This is a genomic window from Streptomyces sp. NPDC101225 (assembly GCF_044767585.1).
Classification (GTDB): Bacteria; Actinomycetota; Actinomycetes; order Streptomycetales; family Streptomycetaceae; genus Streptomyces.
Window position 1 is genome coordinate 367,492 of the sequence record NZ_JBIWOE010000004.1, and the last position, 24,448, is coordinate 391,939.

The 24,448-nt window shown below is 71.5% G+C and carries 25 protein-coding genes; 17 read left to right on the forward strand and 8 right to left on the reverse strand.

The features are described from left to right. Positions 1-81: 81 nt before the first annotated feature. Positions 82-1,002 carry an RNA polymerase sigma factor SigF gene (locus ACIRPX_RS08490; protein WP_404190104.1) on the reverse strand — a complete coding sequence of 307 codons (921 nt, stop codon included), beginning with the start codon at positions 1,000-1,002 and terminating at the stop codon, positions 82-84. Positions 1,003-1,236: 234 nt separating this feature from the next. On the opposite strand from ACIRPX_RS08490, the gene ACIRPX_RS08495 reads away from it, so the two are divergent. From ACIRPX_RS08495 to ACIRPX_RS08525, 7 genes are all read left to right on the forward strand, one after another. Further along, the gene (locus ACIRPX_RS08495; RefSeq protein ID WP_384263904.1) at positions 1,237-1,614 is read left to right on the forward strand and encodes an STAS domain-containing protein; all 378 of its coding nucleotides are present in this window, start codon (positions 1,237-1,239) and stop codon (positions 1,612-1,614) included. A gap of 216 nt (positions 1,615-1,830) precedes the next feature. Continuing rightward, positions 1,831-2,355 carry an ATP-binding protein gene (locus ACIRPX_RS08500; protein WP_404190107.1) on the forward strand — a complete coding sequence of 175 codons (525 nt, stop codon included), beginning with the start codon at positions 1,831-1,833 and terminating at the stop codon, positions 2,353-2,355. 331 nt (positions 2,356-2,686) lie between these two features. Further along, positions 2,687-3,973, forward strand: a complete 1,287-nt coding sequence (serS, locus tag ACIRPX_RS08505; protein WP_404190110.1) for a serine--tRNA ligase — start codon at positions 2,687-2,689, stop codon at positions 3,971-3,973. 155 nt (positions 3,974-4,128) lie between these two features. Continuing rightward, entirely contained in the window at positions 4,129-4,815 is a 687-nt protein-coding gene (locus tag ACIRPX_RS08510) for an LPXTG cell wall anchor domain-containing protein (protein ID WP_404190113.1), read from the forward strand. 29 nt (positions 4,816-4,844) lie between these two features. Beyond that, positions 4,845-5,672, forward strand: coding sequence for a hypothetical protein (locus ACIRPX_RS08515; RefSeq protein WP_404190116.1), 828 nt, complete (start codon positions 4,845-4,847; stop codon positions 5,670-5,672). Further along, positions 5,669-6,739 carry a hypothetical protein gene (locus ACIRPX_RS08520; protein WP_404190118.1) on the forward strand — a complete coding sequence of 357 codons (1,071 nt, stop codon included), beginning with the start codon at positions 5,669-5,671 and terminating at the stop codon, positions 6,737-6,739. The genes ACIRPX_RS08515 and ACIRPX_RS08520 overlap by 4 nt, the downstream gene beginning before the upstream one ends. After that, positions 6,736-8,046 (forward strand): hypothetical protein, encoded by a 1,311-nt coding sequence (locus ACIRPX_RS08525; RefSeq protein ID WP_404190121.1) that lies wholly within the window; start codon positions 6,736-6,738, stop codon positions 8,044-8,046. Before ACIRPX_RS08520 ends, ACIRPX_RS08525 begins: the two co-directional genes overlap by 4 nt. A 60-nt stretch (positions 8,047-8,106) precedes the next feature. Here ACIRPX_RS08525 and ACIRPX_RS08530 read toward each other — a convergent pair whose 3' ends face one another. After that, entirely contained in the window at positions 8,107-9,603 is a 1,497-nt protein-coding gene (locus ACIRPX_RS08530; RefSeq protein ID WP_404190123.1) for an oligopeptide:H+ symporter, read from the reverse strand. A 295-nt stretch (positions 9,604-9,898) separates the two neighbouring features. On the opposite strand from ACIRPX_RS08530, the gene ACIRPX_RS08535 reads away from it, so the two are divergent. Next, entirely contained in the window at positions 9,899-10,576 is a 678-nt protein-coding gene (locus ACIRPX_RS08535) for a response regulator transcription factor (RefSeq protein WP_384267095.1), read from the forward strand. A 35-nt stretch (positions 10,577-10,611) separates the two neighbouring features. Continuing rightward, complete coding sequence (locus ACIRPX_RS08540; RefSeq protein ID WP_404190127.1) at positions 10,612-11,886, forward strand: ATP-binding protein; 1,275 nt, start codon at positions 10,612-10,614, stop codon at positions 11,884-11,886. Positions 11,887-11,954: 68 nt separating this feature from the next. Here the strand turns inward: ACIRPX_RS08540 and ACIRPX_RS08545 are convergent, their stop codons facing one another. Then, positions 11,955-12,497, reverse strand: coding sequence for a GtrA family protein (locus ACIRPX_RS08545; protein WP_404190130.1), 543 nt, complete (start codon positions 12,495-12,497; stop codon positions 11,955-11,957). Positions 12,498-12,712: 215 nt separating this feature from the next. Here ACIRPX_RS08545 and ACIRPX_RS08550 point away from each other — a divergent pair, with 215 nt between their 5' ends. From ACIRPX_RS08550 to ACIRPX_RS08565, 4 genes are all read left to right on the forward strand, one after another. Beyond that, positions 12,713-13,852, forward strand: coding sequence for a 5-(carboxyamino)imidazole ribonucleotide synthase (locus ACIRPX_RS08550; RefSeq protein ID WP_404190132.1), 1,140 nt, complete (start codon positions 12,713-12,715; stop codon positions 13,850-13,852). 166 nt (positions 13,853-14,018) lie between these two features. Next, positions 14,019-14,543, forward strand: coding sequence for a 5-(carboxyamino)imidazole ribonucleotide mutase (gene purE, locus ACIRPX_RS08555; RefSeq protein WP_404190135.1), 525 nt, complete (start codon positions 14,019-14,021; stop codon positions 14,541-14,543). 95 nt (positions 14,544-14,638) lie between these two features. Continuing rightward, positions 14,639-15,814 (forward strand): dipeptidase, encoded by a 1,176-nt coding sequence (locus tag ACIRPX_RS08560; RefSeq protein WP_404190137.1) that lies wholly within the window; start codon positions 14,639-14,641, stop codon positions 15,812-15,814. Between the two features lie 130 nt (positions 15,815-15,944). Continuing rightward, complete coding sequence (locus ACIRPX_RS08565; RefSeq protein WP_404190140.1) at positions 15,945-17,054, forward strand: dipeptidase; 1,110 nt, start codon at positions 15,945-15,947, stop codon at positions 17,052-17,054. A 20-nt stretch (positions 17,055-17,074) separates the two neighbouring features. Here the strand turns inward: ACIRPX_RS08565 and ACIRPX_RS08570 are convergent, their stop codons facing one another. Together ACIRPX_RS08570 and ACIRPX_RS08575 are read right to left on the reverse strand one after the other, a co-directional pair. Beyond that, positions 17,075-17,464 (reverse strand): VOC family protein, encoded by a 390-nt coding sequence (locus ACIRPX_RS08570; RefSeq protein WP_404190143.1) that lies wholly within the window; start codon positions 17,462-17,464, stop codon positions 17,075-17,077. A 13-nt stretch (positions 17,465-17,477) separates the two neighbouring features. Continuing rightward, positions 17,478-17,837, reverse strand: coding sequence for a VOC family protein (locus ACIRPX_RS08575; protein WP_404190146.1), 360 nt, complete (start codon positions 17,835-17,837; stop codon positions 17,478-17,480). 111 nt (positions 17,838-17,948) lie between these two features. On the opposite strand from ACIRPX_RS08575, the gene ACIRPX_RS08580 reads away from it, so the two are divergent. Then, the gene (locus ACIRPX_RS08580) at positions 17,949-18,449 is read left to right on the forward strand and encodes a CGNR zinc finger domain-containing protein (RefSeq protein WP_404190149.1); all 501 of its coding nucleotides are present in this window, start codon (positions 17,949-17,951) and stop codon (positions 18,447-18,449) included. A 100-nt stretch (positions 18,450-18,549) separates the two neighbouring features. Here ACIRPX_RS08580 and ACIRPX_RS08585 read toward each other — a convergent pair whose 3' ends face one another. Next, the gene (locus tag ACIRPX_RS08585; protein WP_404190151.1) at positions 18,550-19,893 is read right to left on the reverse strand and encodes a UDP-glucose dehydrogenase family protein; all 1,344 of its coding nucleotides are present in this window, start codon (positions 19,891-19,893) and stop codon (positions 18,550-18,552) included. Positions 19,894-20,094: 201 nt separating this feature from the next. Here ACIRPX_RS08585 and ACIRPX_RS08590 point away from each other — a divergent pair, with 201 nt between their 5' ends. Together ACIRPX_RS08590 and ACIRPX_RS08595 are read left to right on the forward strand one after the other, a co-directional pair. Beyond that, a complete protein-coding gene (locus tag ACIRPX_RS08590; RefSeq protein ID WP_404190154.1) occupies positions 20,095-21,252 on the forward strand; it encodes an acyl-CoA dehydrogenase in 1,158 nt (385 codons plus the stop codon). Positions 21,253-21,444: 192 nt separating this feature from the next. Beyond that, positions 21,445-21,810, forward strand: a complete 366-nt coding sequence (locus ACIRPX_RS08595; RefSeq protein WP_404190157.1) for a four-helix bundle copper-binding protein — start codon at positions 21,445-21,447, stop codon at positions 21,808-21,810. Positions 21,811-21,843: 33 nt separating this feature from the next. On the opposite strand, the gene ACIRPX_RS08600 is transcribed toward ACIRPX_RS08595, so the two are convergent. Together ACIRPX_RS08600 and ACIRPX_RS08605 are read right to left on the reverse strand one after the other, a co-directional pair. Then, a complete protein-coding gene (locus ACIRPX_RS08600) occupies positions 21,844-22,479 on the reverse strand; it encodes an HAD family hydrolase (RefSeq protein ID WP_404190160.1) in 636 nt (211 codons plus the stop codon). Then, positions 22,472-23,740 (reverse strand): LCP family protein, encoded by a 1,269-nt coding sequence (locus ACIRPX_RS08605; protein ID WP_404190163.1) that lies wholly within the window; start codon positions 23,738-23,740, stop codon positions 22,472-22,474. The genes ACIRPX_RS08600 and ACIRPX_RS08605 overlap by 8 nt, the downstream gene beginning before the upstream one ends. A 119-nt stretch (positions 23,741-23,859) precedes the next feature. Between ACIRPX_RS08605 and ACIRPX_RS08610 the strand changes: the two genes are divergently transcribed. Further along, positions 23,860-24,417: an acyl-CoA thioesterase gene (locus ACIRPX_RS08610; RefSeq protein WP_404190166.1), complete on the forward strand. Its 558-nt coding sequence runs from the start codon at positions 23,860-23,862 to the stop codon at positions 24,415-24,417. Positions 24,418-24,448 lie beyond the last annotated feature (31 nt).

Sequence of the window (24,448 nt, forward strand, 5' to 3'; positions counted from 1 at the left end):
ACCAAAGAAACGCCTGAGCGCGGTGCGCCCGGTGTTCCCGGGGCGCACCGCGCTCGGCGGAGGCGTCTCACACGGCGGGTGTCATTCCTCGACCGTCAGGCCCTTGCGCAATCGCACCAGCGTCCGCGACAGCAGCCGCGACACATGCATCTGCGAGATGCCGAGCTCGTCCCCTATCTCCGACTGGGTCATGCCCGCGACGAAGCGCAGGGAGAGGATCTTGCGGTCCCGCTGCGGGAGTTCGGCGATCAGCGGCTTCAGCGACTCGACGTACTCGATGCCCTCGAGCCCGTGGTCCTCGTAGCCGATCCGGTCCGCGAGCGCGCCCTCGGCGTCGTCCTCCTCCGGCTGGGCGTCCAGCGAGGAGGCGGTGTACGCGTTCGAGGCCGCCATGCCCTCGACGACCTCGTCCTTGGTGAGTTCGAGGCGCTCGGCGAGCTCGGCCACGGTCGGGGCCCGGTCGAGCTTCTGGGCCAGCTCGTCACCGGCCTTGGCCAGGTCGAGCCGGAGCTCCTGGAGCCGGCGCGGTACGCGCACGGACCACGAGGTGTCCCGGAAGAAGCGCTTGATCTCGCCGATGATGGTCGGCATCGCGAACGTGGGGAACTCGACACCCCGGGCCAGCTCGAAGCGGTCGATCGCCTTGATCAGACCGATGGTCCCGACCTGGACGATGTCCTCCATGGGCTCGCTGCGCGAGCGGAAGCGGGAAGCCGCGAACTTGACCAGCGCGAGGTTCAGCTCGACGAGCGTGTTGCGGACGTACGAGTACTCGTGCGTGCCTTCCTCGAGGGACTCCAGCCGCTCGAAGAGGGTCTTGGACAGTGCTCGGGCGTCTACCGGTCCCACTTCGTCGTACGGAGGGATCTCCGGAAGTCCGACCAGCCCGGCCAGCGCGTCTGCCTCGCTGTCCTCGATGGGATCCAGAAGTTCCGGAGCGGAAGCCGACGTCGCCTCCTGGGTGTGCGATGCGTCGAGCCGGGGTGACATGATGTCCTCCATCGTTCTCGGCATATGGCTGCCGAAGCCAGTGCGTGCACTGCGGTGTGCGGCGCCTCCAAAGCCGGCCGTGTCGGTTACGTATCTCTAGCCCTACCTGCTTTCCTCCATTCACCGCAAGTGCGTTATGTGCGGGTATGTCCGTTTGTGGGCGGATGTTCGGGTGTCGGAGACTGTGAGGAAGGCGTAGTGTTCGAGGGCGTGAGTCAGCAGCCACGACGTCGGGAGAAAGACGGCATGGACCGCGGGACGGTCGGCAGCGCACAGTCTGGCCGGCTACTGGTGGAGGTCAGGGAAGAAGGCCCCAGTGCCGTCGTGACTCCGGCGGGTGAGTTGGATCACCACACCGCCGATCTGTTGCGCGAGCCACTCGAGGAATGCCTCGCCAAGGGATTCAGCCGGCTGGTCGTGGACTGCTCGCGGCTGGAGTTCTGCGACTCCACGGGGCTCAACGTACTGCTCGGCGCCCGCCTCAAGGCGGAGGCCGCAGGGGGTGGGGTGCACCTGGCGGGCATGCAGCCCGTGGTGGCGCGCGTCTTCGAGATCACCGGGGCGGAAGCGGTTTTCAGTGTTCATGACACGCTCGAGGCGGCCCTGGCCGACACGGCCGGCTGAGCCTTCGGCGGCCCGCGCCCGTGTTCCGGCCGGGCCGCCCCTGCATGACCGGCACTTTCCGGGCGTCCAGCCCCCGGTGCCGAACAAGGGGGTGTTCCGCCGGTCCGGTCGGGCAGGAGACATTCTGAACAAGTCGGCGGCACAGCGACGGATCCACCGTCGATCTACGTACTGACTCTTGAATCGTGAACGGTGAATCGGTGAGGTGAAGCGCTGATGAGCACCACCCGGCCTTGCTCGCCGGGCGACCGCGGCCCGGAGACCAGTGGCGCTTCCGGGGCGTCCGAAGGTGACGCGTCCGCATCGTCGGCCGTGCCCGGGTCGCCCGGGGGCGGCCAGGTCCGCAGGCTGAGCTTCGACGGCGAGAGCGGTGTCGTGCCGCTCGCCCGCGACTTCACCCGCCAGGCGCTGCACGCGTGGGGCTGGCTGCCCGCCGACACGGCCGACCGGCGGGCCGCCGCCGAGGACGTGCTGCTCGTCGTCTCCGAGCTGGTCACCAACGCCTGTCTGCACGCCGAGGGTCCGGACGAGCTCTGGATCACCTGCGACAAGAAGGTCATCCGCCTGGAGGTCTCGGACAAGGGGACGGGCCAGCCGGCGCCGCGCACCCCCCACCGCGCGGGCCGTCCCGGCGGGCACGGCATGTTCATCGTGCAGCGGCTCTGCCTGGACTGGGGCGTCGTGCGGTCGCCGGGGGTCTCCGGCAAGACCGTGTGGGCGGAGCTGGGCGCGCCCGCGTAAATCGCTGGCCGGCCCGCGCGCGGCTGCCTACCCTCGTCGGCAACGCGCTGACGGAGACAAGTAGCCCGGATCCACGCGAGCCGAGAGAGCCGCCCCCCGCTGTGACGGCGGCCTCGCGTCCCGGTGCCAATCCCCTCCCGAGTGCGGGGAGGCAATGCCCCGCCGGCCGGCCCCCGTCACCGGGCCCGAACGAGACCGCCTCGCGGGCGTGCTTCGCCCGCGTGCGGCGGTGAAGGCGTGGTGGCACCGCGAGCACCCTCTCGCCCACGCCCCGAGGGAATCACCCCGGGGCGGTGCGTACCGCTCCGGACGACCGGACGGAGCACGCCACATGCTCGACGTCACCCTCATCCGACGCCATCCCGACCAGGTCCGCGAAGGGCTGCGCAAGCGTGCGGTCGACGCGGACATCCCGGCCTTCCTCGCCCTGGACGCCGAGTTCCGCGAGGCCCGTACGGCCGTGGAGCGGCTGCGCGGCGAGCGGCGGCGCATCTCGGCCGACATCGCCGTACGGCGGCGGGCCGGCGAGGCGGCCGGGGAGCTGCACGCGCGGGCAAAGGCCCTGGCGGGCCGGCTGGCCGAGGCCGAGGCACGGCTCGGCCGGCTGGCCGGGCCGCACCAGGACTTCCTCGACGGCCTGCCCAACCTCCCGGACGACGACGTCGCCGCGGGCGGCAAGGAGAACAACCGGGTCGTGCGGACCACGGGCGCGCCGCCCGTCCTCGGGTTCGCGCCCAAGGACCATGTGCGGCTCGCCCAGGACCTCCGCCTCGTCGACCACAGGCGTGGCGCGGCACTCGCGGGCAACGGCTACTGGATCTACCGGGGCGAGGGCGCCGCCCTGGAGTGGGCGCTGCTCAACCACTTCCTGGACACGCACCGCCGGGCGGGCTACGAGTTCGTGCTCCCGCCGCACCTGCTGACCCACGAGGCGGGCTACACGGCGGGCCAGTTCCCGAAGTTCGCCGACGAGGTCTTCCACGTGGACGGCCACTTCCTGCTGCCCACCGCCGAGACCGCGCTGGCGAGCCTGCACCGCGGCGAGACGCTCGACGAACACGAGCTGCCGCTCAAGTACGTGGCCTACACGCCCTGTTACCGCAAGGAGAGCGGCGGCCACCGCACCGCCGAGCGCGGGACGCTGCGCGGCCACCAGTTCAACAAGGTCGAGCTGTTCCAGTACGCGCGCCCCGAGGACTCGGCGGCCGCCCAGCTCGAACTGCTCGCCCGCGCCGAGGAGCTGGTCGCCGGCCTCGGCCTGCACCACCGGGTCACCCAGCTCGCGGCCGAGGACACCAGCCCCGCCCAGGCCAAGACGTACGACGTCGAGGTCTGGCTGCCCAGCCTCGGCGGCTACACCGAGGTCAGCTCGGTGTCGAACGCCCGCGCCTACCAGGCCCGGCGCGGCGCCGTCCGCTACCGCCCGCGGAACGGCGGAAAACCGGCCTACGTGCACACGCTCAACGCCTCGGGCCTGGCCACCAGCCGTCTGCTGCCCGCGATCCTGGAGCAGCACCAGCGGGCCGACGGCACGGTGCAGGTGCCGGAGGTGCTGCGGCGGTGGGGGCTGCCGGAGGTGCTGGGCACCGCCCGTACCGCCCGCCCGGCCCGCCCCTGAGTGACCGGGGGCCACCTCTCCACCCGGCACCCCACGTGTGCGCGCCGGATCCCCACAACTCCGGCGCGCACCGTCTCTTCCCTCCTCAAGACCCCGGGCGTACCTTGACGGCCGAATCTGATATGCCGTCAGGAACTCGCAGAGGGAGCGGAATCGTGTCGTACCGGAAACGAACCGCCGCGCTCGCGTCCGCCGCGGCCCTGGCCGGCTCGGCGCTGCTGCTCGCCGCCCCCGCAGCCGAGGCCAAGGTCGTCGACGTCGACTACCAGTGCAAGACACCGATCGGGAACAAGAGCGCGGTCTCGCCCATCGACATCAAGGGTGTCAGGAGCGGCGGCGCCTACAAGCTCACCATGTCCTGGCAGAAGGGCGTCTCCTCCAGCCCGGTCGAGCTGGGCAAGGGCGCGATGAACCCGAGCGCCGTCATCAAGGTCGGCGGCGCGGACAGCGGCACGGTGAACGTCTCCGGGCCCGCCAACCAGGCCGCCATTCCGGCCAACACCCCCATCAAGATCAATGACTTGACCGGTACGTACACGCCGAGGAAGACCGGCAGCGTCACCTTCACACCGGGCGTGCTCACCATCAAGGCGCTGGGCACCACGACCACCTGCACGCCGTCCAACAACCCCGGCCCGGCGCTGACGCTGGACGTGACGGCGGCGAGCGGCGGCTCCTCCGGCGGGACCAGCCAGAGCGGCAGCGAGTCGGGCTCCTCCCTCCCGCAGACCGGCCCCGACGACTCGGCCGTCGCGCTCGGCACGCTCGGCGGCACCGTGCTCCTCGTGGGCGCCGCGGGCGCACTGTGGATCACGCGCAGGAACCAGCAGGCCCGCCGCTGAACCACTGCCACGACCGCTGGAGCCGCCGGATGTCGCCCGCCGCCCGTGTCCTGTTCGCCTCCCTGCTGCTGGTGCCGGCCGCCGCGCCGTCGGCCCGGGCCGACGGAGGCTGGTCCCTCGCGCCGTCCGGCGGCGGACGCCCGTCCGTCTACGCCGAGGGCGCGCCCGGCGCGGTGCTGCAGGACACGGTGTCCGTGACCAACCGCGGCGGTCGGGCGGTCACGGTACGGCTGAGCGGCAGGGGTGTTCCGGTCACCTTCGCCCGCAGCCGCGTGCGGGTGCCCGCCCGCACCCGTGCCGACGTCCCGTTCACGCTCGCCGCGGGCGCCGACCGCACCGGCTCGATCGTCGCCCGTGACGGCGACGGCCGCACGCACACCGTGCCGGTCCGCCTGCGGGTGGGCGGACCGGCCCTGTCCGCGCTGACCGTCGAGCACGTCGCGGTGCGCCGCGACGGTATCTCCTACGAGCTGGTCAACCGCGGTACGACCACCCTCGTACCGCGCCTGGCCGTGCACGCGGACGGCCTGTTCGGACCGGTCCTGGACCGCGCCCCGCGCACCCTGCCGGTACATCTCGCGCCCGGCCGCCGCGTGCGCCTGACCGAGCCCTGGCCCGGCCGGCCCGCCCTGGACGCCGTCGACGTACGCCTGACCGTCACGGCACCGGGCGGCGCGCACGACACGGCCGGTGTGCCGGCGCGGTTCGTGCCCTGGGGCGCGGTGGCCGCGACGGCGGCGGTGGCGGCAGCCGGGGCCGTCCTGCTTCTCCTGCGACGCCGCGGGCGCCGCACGGCCGACGGCGGGCCGCCCGGATCCCCGCGTACGGAAGTCGAGTCGACGGGAGCGGTGACGTGAACCGCAAGGTGTGGACGGCGGCCGTGCTCGCCCTGCTCCTGCTGGCCGTGACGACGGGGCCGGCGACGGCGGACGGGCCGAGCGTGAAGCTCTCCACGTCCCAGGCGGGGACGGGCGGTTCGATCACCGTCAGCGGCACCGGCTGGCGGCCGCACACGCTGCTGATGATGCTGGTCTGCGGGCAGTCGGTGCCCGCGCGCGGCGTGATCGGTGGCACCAACTCCTGTGCCAACGCGGACGGCAGGGCCGTCACCACCGACGCCAAGGGCTCCTTCAGCAAGAAGCTGCCGGTCGCCGAGCCGCCGGTGCCCTGCCCGTGCGTGGTGCACGTGGCCACCGTCACCGGCGCCAGGGCCGACGCCGACGCGATCTTCCAGGTGGCCGGGCACGCCGTCGAACCGCTGCCCGCCGACACCTCCGGGGGACGCCTGTCGGTCCTCACGGACACCCGGCTCGACGGGTCGAGCGGGCTGCTCACCTGGTTCGGCGCGCCGCCCTCGCGCACGCTGGTCTTCACCGTCGGCAACGTGGGCACGACCGCGGTCAAGAACCCCGTCTTCCAGGTCGGCACCTCCCACGGCGTGTTCGCCCCGCAGTGGGACGACCAGCAGTGGCGCGGCACCATCCAGCCCGGGAAGAAGGCGCGGATCAAGCTGCCCGTCGAGCTGACGGCGGGCGCGCACGGCGACTACGACGTGTCGCTGAAGTACACCGGGAAGGTCCTCGCCGAGCAGCCCTGGGGCGTGGGCCGGCCCTGGGGCGTGACCCTGTTCTGGATCCTGGTCTGCCTGGTCGTGCCGGCCGCGGTGTTCCGCGCCGGGATGGCGATCGTGGACCGGGTACGGCCGCGGCGCGCGGGCGGCCTGAGGCACCGCGGTCTGCGGATGCCCGAACTCACCCTGCGCCTACCGAAGGTCACCCCCCGGCCGGCCCGGCGGCCCCCCTCGCACTCGACCCTGCCGTGGTTCACCCCGGACTCCGATCCGGGCACGGCCGGTCGGCTCTCCGCACCGCACGACGACAGCCCGACGAGTCCTACGACTCCCACCCCGAAGGGACCCACGTGAGAAAGCGAAGGAGAGTCACACCGGTCGGCACGCGGAGGCTCGGCGCGGCGGGCGTCGCGCTGGTGCTCGGCGGCGCCGGGGCCCTGCTGGGTCTGGCCGCCGGGTCCGCGCAGGCCGCCGAGGTGTCGTTCGCGACGCACTGCGTGCCGCCCGCGGGCATCGATCCCGTCGACGGCACCACGAAGGTGGAGGTCACCGCGCCGGCCACGGCGAAGGTGGGCGACACGGTGACGGTCGTATGGAAGTTCGTGCAGGCCGCCTCGAAGAACCCGGACATCATCGACCTGCCCGCCGACTCGGTCCAGCCGTCCGGGACGCTCAAGGCGGCCGGTGCGCAGGCCGCGTCGATCGCGATGCAGGGGACGCGGGAGAACCCGGCCATCCCCAAGGGTGCGGCCATGGTGCTGTCCGACATGAAGGGGACCCTGAAGCTGACGACGCCGGGCGAGGTGACGCTGACCCCGGACGCGTACACCGTCAACGCCATGTCGACGGACACGAGGTGCACGCCGACGCAGACCGTGCAGAAGGCGGCGACGATCGAGGTGACGCCGGGCGGCGGAGGCTCGTCCAGCACGACGCCGGACCCGACGGACTCGGCCTCGCAGTCGGCGTCTCCCTCCGCCTCGGCCTCCGGCACCCCGGACCCGTCGACGTCCGCCGGTGACGGCACCGGCAGCGACCAGACCGACTTCACGGGCAAGGAGGTCGACATCCCCTACACCTGCCAGTCGCCCATCGGAGAGAAGAAGGCGACCTCGCCCATCCAGATCAACGCCACGAAGAACGGCGGGAGTTTCGCCCTCACCGTGCAGTTCAAGAAGTCGGTGATGGACAGCCCGGCCGACATCCCCAAGGGCTCGGTGAAGCCGTCCATGGAGGTCGTGCTGGGCGGCGCGGACAAGGGCACCGTGCACGTCGAGGGCCCGACGAACGCCCAGGACATCAAGTCGGGCGACCCGATCGAGATCCCCGACCTGACCGGCACCTACAAACCGGGCGCCGACGGCACCTCGACCCTGTCCCCGGGCGTCCTGACCATCGACGCCCTGGGCACCACCACCACCTGCACGCCGGACACGTCGGAGGTCTCGCTGACCCTGGACACCTCGGCCCAGGCCAGTGGTGCGTCGGGCGGCTCGTCGTCCACGTCGGGCGGCACCTCGTCCTCGTCGTCGGGCGGGGGCCTGGCGGAGACCGGCTCCGGCGACCACGGCGCCCTGAAGGCGCTCGGCCTGGTCGCCGGTACGGCGGTGCTGCTGGGCGCGGCGGTCTTCACGTTCATGCCGGGACGCCGGGCGCGGTGACAGCGAAGGGCCGCCGCGTCCCGGGGAACGCGGCGGCCCTCCGCCGTACGGCACGGAGCGTCAGTTGACGTCGCCCATGAGCTCCTTGACCTTCTTGCGGTACATCCACACGGCCACACCGGCGAACACCGCGAGCACGGCCTGCAGGGTCACGATGCCCGTCTTGTTGAGGTCGACGCCGGCGATGGAGAGCAGGCCGGTCGTGGCGTCACCGGCGGTGACGGCCAGGAACCAGACACCCATCATCTGGGAGGCGTACTTCGCGGGCGCCATCTTCGTGGTGACCGAGAGGCCGACCGGGGAGAGCATCAGCTCGCCGACCGTCTGGACGAAGTAGATGCCCACCAGCCACAGCGCGGCCGCCTTGTGACCGCCGTCGGCGATCGAGAGCGGGGCGAGGAAGAGGAAGAAGGAGGCGCCGATCAGCACCAGACCGCCGGTGAACTTCACCGCGGTGCTCGGCTCCTTGCCGCGACGGGCCAGCGCCAGCCACGCCCAGGCGAAGACCGGCGCGAGCGCCATGATCATGACCGGGTTGACGGACTGGTACCAGGAGACCGGGAACCCCCAGCCGAAGACCGTGTTCTTCGCCGAGGACTCGGCGAACAGCGACACGGTCGAGCCGCCCTGGTCGTAGATCATCCAGAACACGGCGGCGGCCACGAAGAACCAGATGTACGCGGACATCTTCGACTGCTCGGGGCGGGTCAGCTCCTTGTCCCGCTTGATGCGGGAGATCACGACGACCGGGATGAGCAGACCGGCGACGGTGATCGGCACCAGCAGCCAGTTCAGCGTGTAGACGCCGGAGACGCCGACGACGGCGTAGAAGACGGCCGCGACGCCCGCCCACAGGGCGGCCTTGGTCAGCGTGGCCTTCTTCTCGGCCTCCGAGAGCGGCGTGGGGACGATGTCCGAGCGCGCGTCCAGGTGGCGGGTGCCGAGCAGGAACTGGGCCAGACCCAGCGCCATGCCGAGCGCGGCGAGCGCGAAGCCCAGGTGCCAGTTGACGTTCTCGCCGACGGTGCCGATCACCAGCGGAGCGGCGAAGGCGCCCAGGTTGATGCCGATGTAGAACAGCGTGAAGCCGCCGTCGCGGCGCGGGTCCTCCGGGCCGTCGTAGAGGTGGCCGACCATCGTGGAGATGTTGGCCTTCAGCAGACCGGAACCGACGGCGACGAGGCCGAGGCCCGCGTAGAAGGTGCCGGAGTTCGGCAGGGCCAGGGTGAGATGGCCGAGCATGATGACCGCGCCGGCGACCGCCACGGTCCTGCGGGGGCCGAGGACACGGTCGGCGAACCAGCCGCCCGGGAGGGCCAGCAGGTACACGAGCGAGAGGTACACCGAGTAGATCGCTGTCGCGGCGGCCGCGTTGAGGTGCAGGCCGCCCGGTGCCACCAGGTACAGCGGGAGCAGTGCCTTCATGCCGTAGTAGGAGAATCGCTCCCACATCTCGGTCATGAAGAGGGTGGCCAGACCGCGGGGGTGGCCGAAGAAGGACTTCTCGGAGCCGGGGGTGCCCGGGCGTACCGAGTCCTTCGTCAAGCTGGACGCCATGGTTGTTCCTTGCTGGTGGGGGTCTACCGCACACAAAAGAGACCTTCAGCGTCAAATGCTCGCCAAAGGTCCCCGAAGTGCTACAGGCGTGGATTCACCATACGGCAGGACACTGCCGGATATGGAAGGACTTGAGACACGGATCACAGGCGATCAAGGAACCGTACGCCCCTATTCCAAGGTCTTCACAACGCTGGCACCACCAAACGCAGGTTCGACCCCGCGCGGCCAAAGGTAAGAATCACCCGTGCCGATCACACCACAGCACCTGTCAGGAGCGGACTACCATCACCTCATGACCCGTGTACTGCTCGCCGAGGACGACGCGTCCATCTCGGAGCCGCTGGCCCGCGCCCTGCGCAGGGAAGGGTACGAGGTCGAGGTGCGCGAGGACGGACCCACCGCGCTCGACGCCGGAATGCAGGGCGGCGTCGACCTGGTCGTGCTGGACCTCGGGCTGCCCGGCATGGACGGTCTGGAGGTCGCCCGCCGGCTGCGTGCCGAGGGCCACACCGTGCCGATCCTCATCCTGACCGCGCGCGCCGACGAGGTGGACACCGTCGTCGGCCTCGACGCCGGCGCCGACGACTACGTCACCAAGCCCTTCCGGCTCGCCGAACTGCTCGCCCGCGTCCGGGCCCTGCTGCGGCGCGGCGCCGCGGAGCCGGCGCAGCCGCCCGCGACGCACGGCGTGCGGATCGACGTGGAGTCGCACCGGGCGTGGATGGGAGAGGAGGAACTCCAGCTCACCGCCAAGGAGTTCGACCTGCTGCGGGTCCTGGTGCGGGACGCGGGCCGGGTCGTCACCCGGGACCAGCTGATGCGCGAGGTCTGGGACACCACCTGGTGGTCGTCGACGAAGACGCTCGACATGCACATCTCCTGGCTGCGCAAGAAGCTGGGCGACGACGCCGCCAACCCCCGCTACATCGCCACCGTGCGTGGCGTGGGCTTCCGCTTCGAGAAGAGCTGAGCCCCCACCCGTAGACCGACCCAGGTACAGAGGACATGCGCCGCCGCCTGATCCAGTCCACGCTCGCCGTGGTCCTCGTCGTGATCGCCGTGTTCGGCGTGTCCCTGGTCATCGTCGAGACCCGGACGATCAGCAACAGCGCCCAGGAGCGGGTCAGTTCCGAGGCGCAGCGGCTGGCCAGCATCGTGGACAGCCGACTCATCGGGGCGGGGACGGTCAGCGCGGACGTCCTGAAGAGCCAGGTCACCGGCGACCGCTACGCCGTCGTCGAGATCCCCGGGCAGGCGCCCATCGAGGTCGGCGACCAGCCCCGCGGCGAGGTCATCCGCGGCCGGGCCACGGGGGAGGAGGGCGAGCGGGTCGTCGTCGAGGAGCCGCGCTCGACCGTCAGCCGTGAGGTGGGGCGCACCCTGCTGATCATCGCCCTGGTGGCGCTGCTCGCGGTGGTGGCCGCCGTCCTGCTGGCCATCCGCCAGGCCAACCGGCTCGCCTCCCCGCTCACCGACCTCGCCGAGACCGCGGAGCGCCTCGGCTCCGGCGACCCGCGCCCGCGGCACAAGCGCTACGGCGTCCCGGAGCTGGACCGGGTGGCGGACGTGCTGGACGGCTCCGCCGAGCGCATCGCCCGGATGCTCACCGCCGAGCGGCGCCTGGCCGCCGACGCCTCCCACCAGCTGCGCACGCCGCTGACCGCCCTGTCGATGCGGCTGGAGGAGATCACCCTCACCGACGACCCGGACACGGTGAAGGAGGAGGCCAATGTCGCCCTCACCCAGGTGGAGCGGCTGACGGACGTGGTGGAGCGGCTGCTGACCAACTCCCGCGACCCGCGTACCGGCAACGCCGTCTCCTTCGACCTCGACGAGGTCATCCAGCAGCAGCTCGCCGAGTGGCGCCCCGCGTACCGCAGCGCGGGCCGGGCGATCGTCAGCTCGGGCAAGCGGCACCTTCAGGCGGTCGGCACACCGGGCGCCGTCGCCCAGGTGCTGGCGGCGCTGATCGAGAACTCCCTCATGCACGGTGGCGGCACGGTGGCGCTGCGCACCCGCGTCACCGGCAACCAGGCGGTCGTCGAGGTCACCGACGAGGGGCCCGGCGTCCCGGCCGACCTGGGCGCGCGGATCTTCGAGCGCACGATCAGCGGGCGCAACTCGACGGGCATCGGACTCGCCGTGGCGCGGGACCTCGCGGAGGCGGACGGCGGCCGGTTGGAGATGCTCCAGACCCAGCCCCCGGTCTTCGGCCTGTTCCTCTCCCGCACACCCCCGCTGAAGCGCCCCGCCACGGACACGGAGCCGACGGTCAGGTGAGACAGGGGGCAGGGCGCCCCCCTTGAACCGATCCCGCGGGCCGAGCCGTCGCGGGCGGCCCCCGGCCCTCAGCCGACGTGCTGGCGTGTCTTGGGGCGGGTGATCTCGGCCCCGGGCTCGGCGGCGGTGGCCGCCGCGGTGTCGGCCTCCTCCAGGAACGCCTCCGCGTCCGCGACGGCCTCGCGGGCCGGCAGGGCCCGGAAGACCCAGCTGCGGTAGGACCAGAACCGGAACAGCGTGCCCAGTCCGATGCCGACGACCTTGAAGATGTTGCGCTGCAGCGAGCTGTCCCAGCCGAAGCCGTAGATCGCGGCGTACAGAACGCCGTTCTCGATCACCAGGCCGACCGTGCTGAAGGCCAGGAACAGCGTGAGTTCCCTGGTCCGCGCGCTCTTGTCGCGGTCGCGGTAGGTGAAGTAGCGGAAGCCCAGATAGTTGACGCCGATCGCGACGACCGTGGCGATCACGTTGGCGCGCACCGCCTGCAGGCTGGTCAGATGCCACAGCAGGTTGGAGACGCCGAAGTTCACGACCGTGCCGAGCGCACCCACCGCACCGAATTTGGCGATCTCGTGTGCGAGCCTGCGCAGCCCTGAGGAACCCTGTCCCATGGTCCTGAAGGCCCCCGTCCGGTCGGCGCGTGGTCGTTTTCGTCAACCCAGCCATGCTAACCACCCCCCTTCATAAACTCCTGTGGATGTGCTCACAGGTCGGAAACAGGTCGGAAAGAGGGCGGGAAGAGAGGAAACGTCCGGGAAGAGCCTGGTAAGAGCGCCGGAAAACGGCCGGAAACAGGTCGCGCCGACGCGGCCGATACTCTAGGTGCGTGACGTTCCCGGTAGTCGGCATGGTCGGCGGAGGCCAGCTCGCTCGTATGACACACGAGGCAGGCATCCCGCTAGGCATCAGGTTCAAGCTCCTCAGTGACACCCCTCAGGATTCCGCGGCGCAGGTCGTCGGTGATGTCGTCGTCGGCGACCACCGCGATCTCGACACGCTGCGTGAGTTCGCGAAGGGCTGCGACGTGATCACCTTCGATCACGAACACGTACCCACCGAGCATCTGCGGGCCCTGGAGGCGGACGGCATCCCCGTGCGCCCCGGCCCGGACGCGCTCGTGCACGCCCAGGACAAGGGGGTGATGCGCGCGAGGCTCGACGCCCTGGGCATTCCCTGCCCGCGGCACCGGATCGTGAGCGACCCGGACGACGTCGCCGCGTTCGCGGCCGAGGGCGACGGCTTCCCCGTCGTGCTCAAGACGGTCCGCGGCGGCTACGACGGCAAGGGCGTGTGGGTCGTCGACTCCGCAGAGGAGGCCGCGGACCCGTTCCGCGCCGGCGTCCCGGTGCTCGCCGAGGAGAAGGTCGACTACGTCCGCGAGCTGGCGGCGAACGTCGTACGGTCCCCGCACGGCCAGGCCGTCGCCTACCCGGTCGTGGAGTCCCAGCAGGTCGGCGGCGTCTGCGACACGGTCGTCGCGCCCGCCCCCGGACTGGACCGGGCGCTCGCCCTGGAGGCCGAGGAGATGGCGCTGACCATCGCCAAGGAACTCGGTGTCGTCGGCCACCTCGCCGTCGAGCTGTTCCAGACCCGTGACGGCCGCGTCCTCGTCAACGAGCTGGCCATGCGCCCGCACAACTCCGGCCACTGGAGCCAGGACGGCGCGATCACCTCGCAGTTCGCCAACCATGTGCGCGCGGTCCTCGACCTCCCGCTCGGCGACCCGCGTCCGCGCGCGAAGTGGACCGTCATGGTCAACGTCCTCGGCGGCGACTACCCGGACATGTACTCCGCGTACCTGCACTGCATGGCCCGCGACCCCCAGCTGAAGATCCACATGTACGGCAAGGACGTGAAGCCGGGCCGCAAGGTGGGCCACGTCAACACCTACGGCGAGGACCTGGACGACGTCCTCGAGCGCGCACGGCACGCGGCCGGCTACCTGAGAGGCACGATCACCGAATGACCTCGGCCCTCCCTCCGGGAGGGCCCTGTCACGGCTCGCGCCGTCCCGGTGCCGGTCGGCGATCCGCGCGTGGACGCGCGCTCGGTACGGGAATGCCCGCTTCACGCATGTGACCCCATCGACCCCCCGCTCGGCCGAGACCGAGAAGGTACGCAAGGAGAATGAGATGAGCCCCGCTGTTGGCATCGTCATGGGGTCGGACTCCGACTGGCCCGTCATGGAGGCCGCCGCCCAGGCCCTCGACGAGTTCGAGATCGACTACGAGGTCGACGTCGTCTCCGCGCACCGCATGCCGCGCGAGATGATCTCCTACGGTGAGCAGGCCGCCGAGCGGGGCCTGAAGGTGATCATCGCGGGGGCGGGCGGCGCCGCCCACCTGCCGGGCATGCTGGCCTCCGTGACCCCGCTGCCGGTGATCGGCGTCCCGGTGCCGCTGAAGTACCTGGACGGCATGGACTCCCTCCTGTCGATCGTGCAGATGCCGGCCGGCGTGCCCGTCGCGACCGTCTCCGTCGCCGGCGCCCGCAACGCCGGCCTGCTCGCGGCCCGCATCCTCGCCGCGCACGACGAGGACCTGCTCGCCCGGATGCGCGAGTTCCAGCAGGAGCTGAACGACCAGGCCACCGAGAAGGGCAAACGCCTGCGCACCAAGGTCGAGGGCGCGGGCAACGGCTTCGGCTTCGGGAACTGACTGCGTACGTACGACGCCCACAGGCATGCCCAAGCCCCTGTCCCCAGCCCTCTCCGGTCGAGCGCCGGGGCCTTCGTGAGAAATAGGTGATGTCCATGACCTCCATCGACGCCGCCCGGGACCTGCTGCGCGCGTTCCCGGTCGTCGACGGTCACAACGATCTGCCCTGGGCGCTGCGCAAGGTCGGCTACGACCTCGACGCCCGTGACATCGCCACGGCCCAGAACGCCCATCTGCACACCGACATCCCGCGCCTGCGCGAGGGCGGCGTCGGCGCGCAGTACTGGTCGGTCTACGTCCGCTCCGACCTGCCGGACGCGGTGCCCGCGACGCTCGAACAGATCGACTGCGTACGGCAGTTGCTGGCGCGCTACCCGGCGGACCTGGCGCCCGCGCTGACGGCCGCTGACATGGAGGCGGCGCGCGGTCAGGGCCGTATCGCCTCCCTCATGGGCGCGGAGGGCGGCCACTCCATCGGCTGCTCGCTCGGCACGCTGCGCGGTCTGTACGAGCTGGGCGTCCGCTACATGACGCTCACCCACAACGACAACAACCCCTGGGCGGACTCGGCGACCGACGAGCCGAACGTCGGCGGCCTGTCCGCCTTCGGCCGCGAGGTCGTGCGGGAGATGAACCGCCTCGGCATGCTCGTCGACCTCTCGCACGTGGCGGCGACGACGATGCGCGACGCGCTGGACGCCTCGTCCGCGCCGGTGATCTTCTCCCACTCCTCCGCCCGCGCCGTCTGCGACCACCCCCGCAACATCCCGGACGACGTCCTGGAGCGCCTGCCCGGCAACGGCGGCGTCGCGATGGTGACCTTCGTGCCGAAGTTCGTGCTCCAGGCCGCCGTGGACTGGACGGCCGCGGCCGACGAGAACCTGCGCGCCCACGGCTTCCACCACCTGGACACCGGCGAGGAGGCGATGAAGCTCCACCGCGCCTTCGAGGAGCGCACCCCGCGCCCGGTCGCCACGGTCTCCACCGTCGCCGACCACCTGGACCACATGCGCGAGGTCGCCGGCGTCGACCACCTCGGCATCGGCGGCGACTACGACGGCACGGCGTTCACGCCCGACGGCCTCGACGACGTCTCCGGCTATCCGAACCTGATCGCCGAGCTGCTGGAGCGCGGCTGGTCGAAGGCCGACCTGGCCAAGGTGACCTGGCAGAACTCGGTGCGGGTGCTGGGCGCGGCCGAGGACGTGGCCCGCGACCTGAGGGCGACCCGGGCGCCGTCGAACGCGACGATCGAGTCCCTGGACGGCTGAGCTCCGCCGGGTAGGGGGCTGTTGCGCCCCCGTACCCCCGAACGGCTCCGCTCATCAGGAAGCCCGGCGCGCTCCCGTGCGACGGTGGCCGTACCCCCCTGCGGGACGAACACCACGTACGGAGCGCGCCATGGCAGATCTTCAGGACGAACTGCACGGCACCAGCGGATTCGACGCACCGCCGGATCCCTTCGAGGAGCACGACCCCCAGGTGTCCGTCTCCGAGGCGGACGGCGCCGATCTGGAGCGGGCCCGCGCGATCCTCGCCGCGTACCCCGTCGCCGACGGCTACAGCGGACTGCCGTGGGCCCTCAGGCGCCTGCCCTGGTTCGACCTGGAGCTCGGCGAGAGCTCCGTCGACACGGACGTGCCGCGGTTGCGCCAGGGCCATGTGGGCGCCCTGTTCTGGTCGCTGCACCTGCCCGAGGGCATCGTCGGGGACCGGGCCGTCGGCGCGACCCTGGAGCAGCTGGACCTGGTGACCACCGTCGTGCGGACCCACCCCGAGGGCCTGCGCCTGGTGCACACCGCGGGGCAGGCCACCGACGCGCGCCTGTGCGGCCGGATCGCCGTGCTGCACGGTCCCGCCGGGGCCGCCGCGCTCGGCGACTCCCTCGGCATCCTGCGCGCCCTGCACGCGCTGGGCCTGCGCGTGCTCACCCTGTCCGGGGTGTCCTGGGCGGGCGAGACCGGCCTCACCCGGTTCGGCGAGGAGGTGGTGCGCGAGATGAACCGGCTCGGTGTCCTCGCCGACCTCTCCGGCGCCTCCGCGGACACCGTCCGGCGCGTGCTGCGGGTCTCCCGGGCGCCCGTGCTGTTCACCCGCTCCGCCGCCCGCGCCCTGCGCCCCCACCCGGCGAACCTTCCCGACGAGCTGCTCGCCGGGCTGGGCGCCGCCAAGGGCCTGTGCATGGTGCCGCTCACGCCGGAGCAGACGGGCCCGTCGGTCCGGGCCGTGGCCGACCACCTCGACCATGTGCGCGAGGTGGCGGGCGCGGAGTGCGTCGGCCTGTCCGGCACGTACGACGCCGGCACCGCGCACCCCCAGGACCTCGGTGAGCCCTCGCGCTATCCCCACCTCATCGCCGAGCTGCTGCGCCGTGGCTGGCCGGAGTCCGACATCGCCCTGCTGACCTGGGGCAACGTCCAGCGCGTGCTGCGCAGCGCCGACTTCACCGCACGTGCGGCGCAGCGGCGCCGGGAGCCGTCGACCGCGAAGATCGCGGACCTCGACGGCTGACCCGGCCCCGGTCCGCGGCGCTAGGGACGGTCGATCCGGCAGAGGCAGAAAGGATGCCCGGCCGGGTCGGCGTACACCACGAAGTCCTTCTTCTCCCGGTCCTCCAGGTCCAGCGTCCGGGCCCCGAGCGCCAGCACCCTCTCGTGTGCCGCGTCCAGCTCCGCCCAGGTCGACCCGGCGTCGAAGTCGAGGTGGAACTGCTGGGAGTTGCGGTCCGCGCGCGGCCACTCGGGCGGCGTGAGGCCCTCCGCGCGCTGGAAGGCGAGCTGCGGGCCGTGCGGGACGTGCAGCACGACCCAGTCGGCGTCGTGCTCCTCGGGCGTACCGCCCGCGACCGCGGCGTAGAACCCGGCGAGTGCGCGCGGGTCGGGGCAGTCCAGGACGACGGAGCGGAAACGGGCCACAGGCATGGGATCCTCCGCTTCAGCAGGCGCAGAGACAGAACGGGTGCCCGGCCGGATCCGCGTAGACCCGCCAGGTGCGCGAGCGGTCGGCGGCGTCCAGCGGCTTCGCGCCGAGCGCCAGCACGCCCGCCTCGGCCGCGTCCAGGTCCTTCACGGTCAGGTCCAGATGGAACTGCTGGGAGCGGTCGGGCGCGGGCCAGCGCGGCGCCTCGAACCCGTCGGCGGCCTGGAAGGCCAGCGCCTGCCCGCCGGGCACCTTGAGGTCCACCCACTCTCCTTCGCCCTCCACGGTGCCGCCCAGCACCTCGGCGTAGAAGGCGGCCAGCGCGCCCGGGTCGGGACAGTCCAGTACGACGACGCCCAGCTCGGCGAGAGCCATGACTCCTCCTCGAGTCCTCGAAGTCGGGTTGCCCGGTCTCCGGTTACCCATAGAAGCGGGTAGCCGGTAACGGTTACTGCATGCTCCCGCATGGGGGGTAACGTCGCAACCATGAATGAGAGATCGGCCGCCCCCGGGGGGCTGGCTCTGATCGAGTTCCTGGTGAACACGGTGGACCTGGAGTCGGGCACCGACGCGCTGGAGACGGCGGAGGGGCGGGCGCCGTTCGGTCTCGCCCCGGACGAGGTGGAGCAGGCCCGCGAACTGCGCGAGTCGCTGCGGGCGGCCCTGCTCGCCCACGCCGGACACCCGCCGCACCGCGCGGTGACCCCGCTGGGGGAGCTGCTGGCCCGGGCGCCCCTGGTGGTGACGGTCGACGAGCGGGACGGCGCGGCCGCCCTGGCCCCCGCGGACGGCGGCCCCCTGCTCTCCCGCGTCGCGGCCGCCGTGGCCGGCGCGCTCGTCGAGGCCACCTGGGCCCGGCTGAAGGCGTGCGAGGCCGTCACCTGCCACTGGGCGTACTACGACCGCAGCCCGGCCGGCCGCGGCCGCTGGTGCTCGATGCAGGTGTGCGGGGCGCGCGCGAAGATGCGCCGCTACCGGGCGAAGTAGTTCCCCCGCAGGCTCACAGGCCGGTGGTGCAGAATGCAGCGAGACGCCGGTTCGGCCGACTGAGCCTCGGCCGAACCGGCGTCGTCCTTCGTACGGGGGGTCAGGCCGTGGGGCGGCCCATCGCGCGGTACGTCCAGCCGGCCTTGCGCCACAGCTCCGGGTCGAGGGCGTTGCGCCCGTCCAGGATCACCCGGTCCGCCGCGACCGCGCCGAGCTCCGCCGGGTCCAGCTCGCGGAACTCCCGCCACTCCGTCAGGTGCAGCACGACGTCGGCGCCGCGCACCGCCTCCATGGCGGAGCCGGCGTAGCCGAGCGTCGGGAAGAGCCGACGGGCGTTGTCCATGCCCTTGGGGTCGTAGACGGTCACCTGGCCGCCCTGGAGGTGGATCTGCCCGGCGACGTTCAGCGCGGGGGAGTCGCGTACGTCGTCGGAGTCCGGCTTGAAGGTGGCGCCGAGCACCGCGACCCGCTTGCCCAGGAAGGGGCCGCCGCCCAGCACCTGCCGGGCCAGCTCCACCATCTGCCCGCGCTGGCGCATGTTGATCGAGTCGATCTCGCGCAGGAAGGTCAGCGCCTGGTCGGCGCCGAGCTCGCCCGCGCGTGCCATGAACGCCCGGATGTCCTTGGGCAGGCAGCCGCCGCCGAAGCCGATGCCGGCCCGCAGGAACTTCCGCCCGATCCGGTCGTCGTGGCCGATCGCCTCGGCGAGCTTGGCCACGTCGCCGCCGGAGGCCTCGCACATCTCCGCCATCGCGTTGATGAAGGAGATCTTGGTGGCGAGGAAGGAGTTCGCCGAGGTCTTCACCAGCTCGGCGGTGGGGAAGTCGGTGACGACGAACGGCGTCCCCTCGGACAGCGGCCTCGCGTACACCTCCCGCAGCAGCTTCTCCGCCCGCTCGCTGCGCACGCCGGCCACGATCCGGTCCGGGTGCAGCGTGTCGTCGACGGCGAAGCCCTCGCGCAGGAACTCCGGGTTCCAGGCCAGTTCGGCGTCCTGCCCGGCCGGCGCGTGCTCGGCGAGGTAGCCGGCGAGCCGGTCCGCGGAGCCGACCGGCACGGTGGACTTGCCGACGACCAGGGCCGGGCCGGCCAGATGCGGGGCGAGCGAGGCGATCGCGGCGTCCACGTAGGACATGTCGCAGGCGTACTCGCCGTGCTTCTGCGGGGTGTTCACGCAGACGAAGTGCACGTCGCCGAAGGCGCCGACCTCCGCCCAGTCCTGGGTGAACCGCAGCCGCCCGCTGGAGCCCTCGAAGCCGGCGACGTGCCTGCGCAGCAGGTCCTCGAGGCCGGGTTCGAACATCGGGGCCTCGGCCCGCTCGAGCTTCTCGATCTTCTCCCGCACGATGTCCAGGGCGAGCACCTCGAAGCCCAGCTCGGCCATGGCCGCGGCGTGCGTGGCGCCGAGATAGCCGGTGCCGATCACGGTGATCTTGAGGCTCATGGATGCTCCAGTGGGGACGGCGTTCGCTGCGGTGCCCGAGCATATCCGGGGCGTGCCGCGGCCTTTCGGCGGGCACTTTTCCCGTTGTCGCCAAGCTCACGTATCACTCCCGTGAGCCGCCCTCTAAAATTTGAGTTACTTAACAGTAATGAGCGCCATCACCACCGTTCGTCATCAAGCGTCCTTGGAGCGTGAGAGACCTTGGCCGGATCGGCTGACTTCGACCTGTACCGCCCGTCCGAGGAGCACGACATGCTCCGCGACGCGATCCGTTCACTGGCCGAGGCGAAGATCGCGCCGTTCGCGGCCGCGGTGGACGAGGAGGCCCGCTTCCCGCAGGAGGCGCTGGAAGCGCTGGTCGCCGGCGACCTGCACGCCGTGCACGTGCCCGAGGAGTACGGCGGCGCGGGCGCCGACGCCCTCGCCACCGTGATCGTGATCGAGGAGGTGGCGCGCGTGTGCGTCTCCTCGTCCCTGATCCCGGCCGTGAACAAGCTGGGCTCGCTGCCGGTCATCCTCTCCGGCTCCGAGGACCTGAAGAAGAAGTACATGACCCCGCTCGCCAAGGGTGAGGGCATGTTCTCCTACTGCCTGTCCGAGCCGGACGCCGGCTCGGACGCGGCCGGCATGAAGACCAAGGCCGTGCGCGACGGCGACCACTGGATCCTCAACGGCGTGAAGCGCTGGATCACCAACGCGGGCGTCTCCGACTACTACACGGTCATGGCGGTGACCGACCCCGCCAAGCGCTCCAGGGGCATCTCGGCCTTCGTCGTCGAGAAGTCCGACGAGGGCGTCTCCTTCGGCGCCCCGGAGAAGAAGCTCGGCATCAAGGGCTCCCCGACCCGCGAGGTCTACTTCGACAACGTCCGCATCCCGGCCGACCGCATGATCGGCGAGGAGGGCACGGGCTTCGCCACGGCGATGAAGACGCTGGACCACACCCGCATCACCATCGCCGCCCAGGCCCTCGGCGTCGCCCAGGGCGCCCTGGACTACGCCAAGGGCTACGTCCAGGAGCGCAAGCAGTTCGGCAAGCCGATCGCCGACTTCCAGGGCATCCAGTTCATGCTCGCCGACATGGCCATGAAGATCTCGGCCGCCCGCGCCCTGACCTACCAGGCCGCGGCCGCCTCCGAGCGCGGCGACAAGGACCTCACCTTCCAGGGCGCGGCCGCCAAGTGCTTCGCCTCGGACGTGGCGATGGAGGTCACCACGGACGCCGTGCAGCTCCTCGGCGGCTACGGCTACACCCGTGACTACCCGGTCGAGCGCATGATGCGCGACGCCAAGATCACCCAAATCTACGAGGGCACCAACCAGGTCCAGCGCATCGTCATGGCGCGCAACCTGCCGTAACCCGCGGCCCCGGAGCCGGCCGGCCCCGGCGACAGCCCGGCCCCCGGAGTGATTCCGGGGGCTTTTGTCGCTTCGGTGACGGGCAATTCGTAGCGGATTGTTCGGGTCCGCCCGATGGCGCCCGGTCTCGGGCGGGCGTAGGACGGAAGGGCACGGGACCCGCCCCGGGCCCCCTTCCTCCCTGGAGGAGCCATGACCCAGACCGGACCCATGAGCGCCATGAGCAAGGAGATGCAGGACTGCGTCGAGGCCTGCATGACGTGCCACAGCATGTGCGAGGAGACCATGAGCTCCTGCATGCAGAGCATGGGCGGTCAGGCTCAGATGCAGATCATGCGCGCGCTCATCGACTGCTCCGAGACGACCCGGATGTGCGCGGACATGATGATGCGCCGCTCGCCGATGTCCGCCGAGATGTGCGCGCTGTGCGCCAAGGCGTGCGACATGTGTGCCGAGGCGTGTACGACCATGCCGGACGACCCGCAGATGATGCGCTGTGCCGAGGCGTGTCGCCGCTGCGCCGGGATGTGCCGCGCGATGGCGGGCGCCACGATGTGAGCCTCGCCGACCGCACGTCCGTGAACCGGCTCCTCACGCGAACAGCGGCTCCAGCGCCCGTTTCAGGTCGGCCGGTTCGCGGAAGTGCACGGCCCGCATGCCGAGGGCGGCCGCCGCCATGACGTTCTCCTCGCCGTCGTCGACGAACAGACAGCGCTCGGGGGGCGTGCCCGCCAGCTCCGCGGCCAGGCGGTAGATGCGCGGGTCCGGCTTGGCGAGACCCACGCGGGCGCTGTTGACGACGTGGTCGGCGAGGTCGCTCAGCCCCATGGAGTGCAGGTCGGACTCCAGCTCCAGGGCCGCGTTGGAGACGAGGACCAGCGGCACCCGGACGCGGGCGCGGCGCAGCAGCGCCACGACCTCCTCGTCCGCACGGAAGGGCGACTCGATCAGGGCGAGCGCCAGTTCGTACGCCACCTGCGATTCCGCCACCAGCCCGGCGAGACCCTCCGCGATGGCCTCGGCCCACTCCTGCGAGGTGATCTCACCCAGCAGCAGCGGCTCCACCGTCTGCGGTGCGAACGCCACCTTCTGCGTGGTGCCCTCGGCGATGCCCGCGACGCGCTCCAGCGCCTGGAGGCGGGAGGAGTCGTAGGACCGGATCACGTTGTCCACATCGCACAGAACCGCCCCGAAGGGCGGTCTGCGGCCGTTGCTGCCGTCACTCACTCGAGACCGTGACCTTCTGGTCGTTGTTCAGCTCGTTCACCAGCGTCTTGACCTTCGCCTTGTCCCAGAGGAGGTTGCCGCCGGTGGACCCGGAGATCGGCATGTTCATCGACGTGCCGTCGCCGCCGCTGACGCCCTTCATGGCCCAGAACATCGAGGCCAGGTCCCACAGGCCCATGTCCTTGTCGACGGTGAGGGAGTCCAGGCCCGCGCCCAGCGTCGGGTAGAGCTTGAACGGGTTCAGGACCGTCGAGGGGGTCGCCACCTGGTGCGCCAGCGCGGAGAGGAACTTCTGCTGGTTCTTGGTGCGCTGCAGGTCGGAGGCGGCGAAGGCGTGCCGGGTGCGGACGAAGGCCAGGGCCTCGTCGCCGTTGAGCGTCTGCTTGCCCGCCTTGAAGTCGGCGCCCGAGTACTTGTCCTTGAAGCCCTTGTCGATGTCGATGGTCACGCCGCCGACCGCGTCCACGATGTTGGCGAAGCCCGCGAAGCCGATCTCCACGTAGTGGTCGATGTGCAGGCCCATGTTGTACTCGATGGTGCGCACGAGCAGGGTCGGGCCGTCCTCCGCGTACGCGGCGTTCAGCTTCGTCTGCCGGCCCGTGTTCGGGTAGGTCTTGCCGGAGGTCGACCCCTTGTACGAGGGGATCGTCACGTTCGAGTCGCGCGGCAGCGAGATCAGGGTGTCGCCGTTGGCGCCGACGTGCAGGATCATCATCGAGTCGGTCCGCTTGCCCTCCGCGGAACCGGTGTGCAGCTGCTTCTTCTGCTCGCTGGACAGACCTTCGCGGCTGTCCGAGCCGACGATCAGGTAGTTGGTGCCGGCGCCGGCCGACGGCCGGTCGATCACCTTGGAGAGGTCGACGTCGCGGTTCAGCTTGGAGTCGGCCCAGAAGTACGTGGCGACCGACGTCACCACCAGCACCGTGACCAGGGTGATCGCGGTCCACTTGATACGGCGCCGCCAGTTCGGCCGCGGCCGAACGCCGCCCTGGTCGCCGGGGCCGCCCGGACCGCCGCCGTAGACGCGGCCGGTGTTGTAGCCGTCGTCGTAGCCGTCGTGTCCGTTGCCGTCGACGTACCCCGGCTGCTGGGGCACCCGCCCGCCGTAGGGCGGTGCGGAGGGACCGGGGTCCCCGTACGCGCCCGAGGCGGGCCGGCGGACCTGCCGCATCGCCCGCGCACCGTCAGGCTGTGCGCTCGCGCTGCCGCGCCCGTACCGGTTGCGGTTGTCGTCTGACCATGCCTCGGGCCAATCGTTCATGCGCCCAAGTGTGCCGGGAGTGGGCTGGTCCTTTACAAGGGTCGTAGGAAAATCAGGGCACGGCTGTTGCGAACCCAACACAAAGTCCGCAGGTGTCACCTCGGCATAAGGTGGAGGCCATGACAGACCAGGCCCCCGCCGTGGAAGCGGACACTCCGGAGATCCCGGGCAAGCCCACGTCGGCGTCCCGGACCACGCTCAGCCACATCATGACCCACAACGACACGAACCTTCTGGGCACGGTGCACGGCGGCGTGATCATGAAGCTGGTGGACGACGCGGCGGGCGCGGTGGCCGGCCGGCACAGCGGCGGCCCCGCCGTCACCGCCTCCATGGACGAGATGGCCTTCCTGGAGCCCGTCCGGGTCGGGGACCTCGTCCATGTCAAGGCCCAGGTCAACTGGACCGGCCGCACCTCGATGGAGGTCGGCGTACGGGTCCTCGCGGAGCGCTGGAACGAGTCCACCCCGCCCACCCAGGTCGGCTCCGCCTATCTGGTCTTCGCCGCCGTGGACGCCGACGGCACACCGCGCCCGGTACCGCCGGTGCGCCCGGAGACGGAGAAGGACCGGCGCCGCTGCCAGGAGGCCCAGATCCGCCGCACCCACCGGCTGGCGAGGCGGCGCGCGATCATGGAGCTGCGGGAGAAGCGCGCGGCCGAGGGCCTCGACGACTGAGGCGGGCACGGCGCCGCGGGCCGCCGCCCGG

Excerpts from the sequence above, each read along its gene's own strand:
- ACIRPX_RS08580 (WP_404190149.1), top strand. The coding sequence starts at position 17,949 with ATGAATGAGAGATCGGCCGCCCCCGGGGGGCTGGCTCTGATCGAGTTC.
- ACIRPX_RS08495 (WP_384263904.1), top strand. The coding sequence starts at position 1,237 with ATGGACCGCGGGACGGTCGGCAGCGCACAGTCTGGCCGGCTACTGGTG.
- ACIRPX_RS08605 (WP_404190163.1), bottom strand. The coding sequence starts at position 23,740 with ATGAACGATTGGCCCGAGGCATGGTCAGACGACAACCGCAACCGGTAC.
- ACIRPX_RS08575 (WP_404190146.1), bottom strand. The coding sequence starts at position 17,837 with ATGGCTCTCGCCGAGCTGGGCGTCGTCGTACTGGACTGTCCCGACCCG.
- ACIRPX_RS08585 (WP_404190151.1), bottom strand. The coding sequence starts at position 19,893 with ATGAGCCTCAAGATCACCGTGATCGGCACCGGCTATCTCGGCGCCACG.
- ACIRPX_RS08560 (WP_404190137.1), top strand. The coding sequence starts at position 14,639 with ATGACCTCCATCGACGCCGCCCGGGACCTGCTGCGCGCGTTCCCGGTC.
- ACIRPX_RS08570 (WP_404190143.1), bottom strand. The coding sequence starts at position 17,464 with ATGCCTGTGGCCCGTTTCCGCTCCGTCGTCCTGGACTGCCCCGACCCG.
- purE (WP_404190135.1), top strand. The coding sequence starts at position 14,019 with ATGAGCCCCGCTGTTGGCATCGTCATGGGGTCGGACTCCGACTGGCCC.
- ACIRPX_RS08530 (WP_404190123.1), bottom strand. The coding sequence starts at position 9,603 with ATGGCGTCCAGCTTGACGAAGGACTCGGTACGCCCGGGCACCCCCGGC.
- ACIRPX_RS08565 (WP_404190140.1), top strand. The coding sequence starts at position 15,945 with ATGGCAGATCTTCAGGACGAACTGCACGGCACCAGCGGATTCGACGCA.
- ACIRPX_RS08500 (WP_404190107.1), top strand. The coding sequence starts at position 1,831 with ATGAGCACCACCCGGCCTTGCTCGCCGGGCGACCGCGGCCCGGAGACC.
- ACIRPX_RS08595 (WP_404190157.1), top strand. The coding sequence starts at position 21,445 with ATGACCCAGACCGGACCCATGAGCGCCATGAGCAAGGAGATGCAGGAC.
- ACIRPX_RS08545 (WP_404190130.1), bottom strand. The coding sequence starts at position 12,497 with ATGGGACAGGGTTCCTCAGGGCTGCGCAGGCTCGCACACGAGATCGCC.
- ACIRPX_RS08535 (WP_384267095.1), top strand. The coding sequence starts at position 9,899 with ATGACCCGTGTACTGCTCGCCGAGGACGACGCGTCCATCTCGGAGCCG.
- ACIRPX_RS08540 (WP_404190127.1), top strand. The coding sequence starts at position 10,612 with ATGCGCCGCCGCCTGATCCAGTCCACGCTCGCCGTGGTCCTCGTCGTG.
- ACIRPX_RS08490 (WP_404190104.1), bottom strand. The coding sequence starts at position 1,002 with ATGGAGGACATCATGTCACCCCGGCTCGACGCATCGCACACCCAGGAG.
- ACIRPX_RS08610 (WP_404190166.1), top strand. The coding sequence starts at position 23,860 with ATGACAGACCAGGCCCCCGCCGTGGAAGCGGACACTCCGGAGATCCCG.
- serS (WP_404190110.1), top strand. The coding sequence starts at position 2,687 with ATGCTCGACGTCACCCTCATCCGACGCCATCCCGACCAGGTCCGCGAA.
- ACIRPX_RS08515 (WP_404190116.1), top strand. The coding sequence starts at position 4,845 with ATGTCGCCCGCCGCCCGTGTCCTGTTCGCCTCCCTGCTGCTGGTGCCG.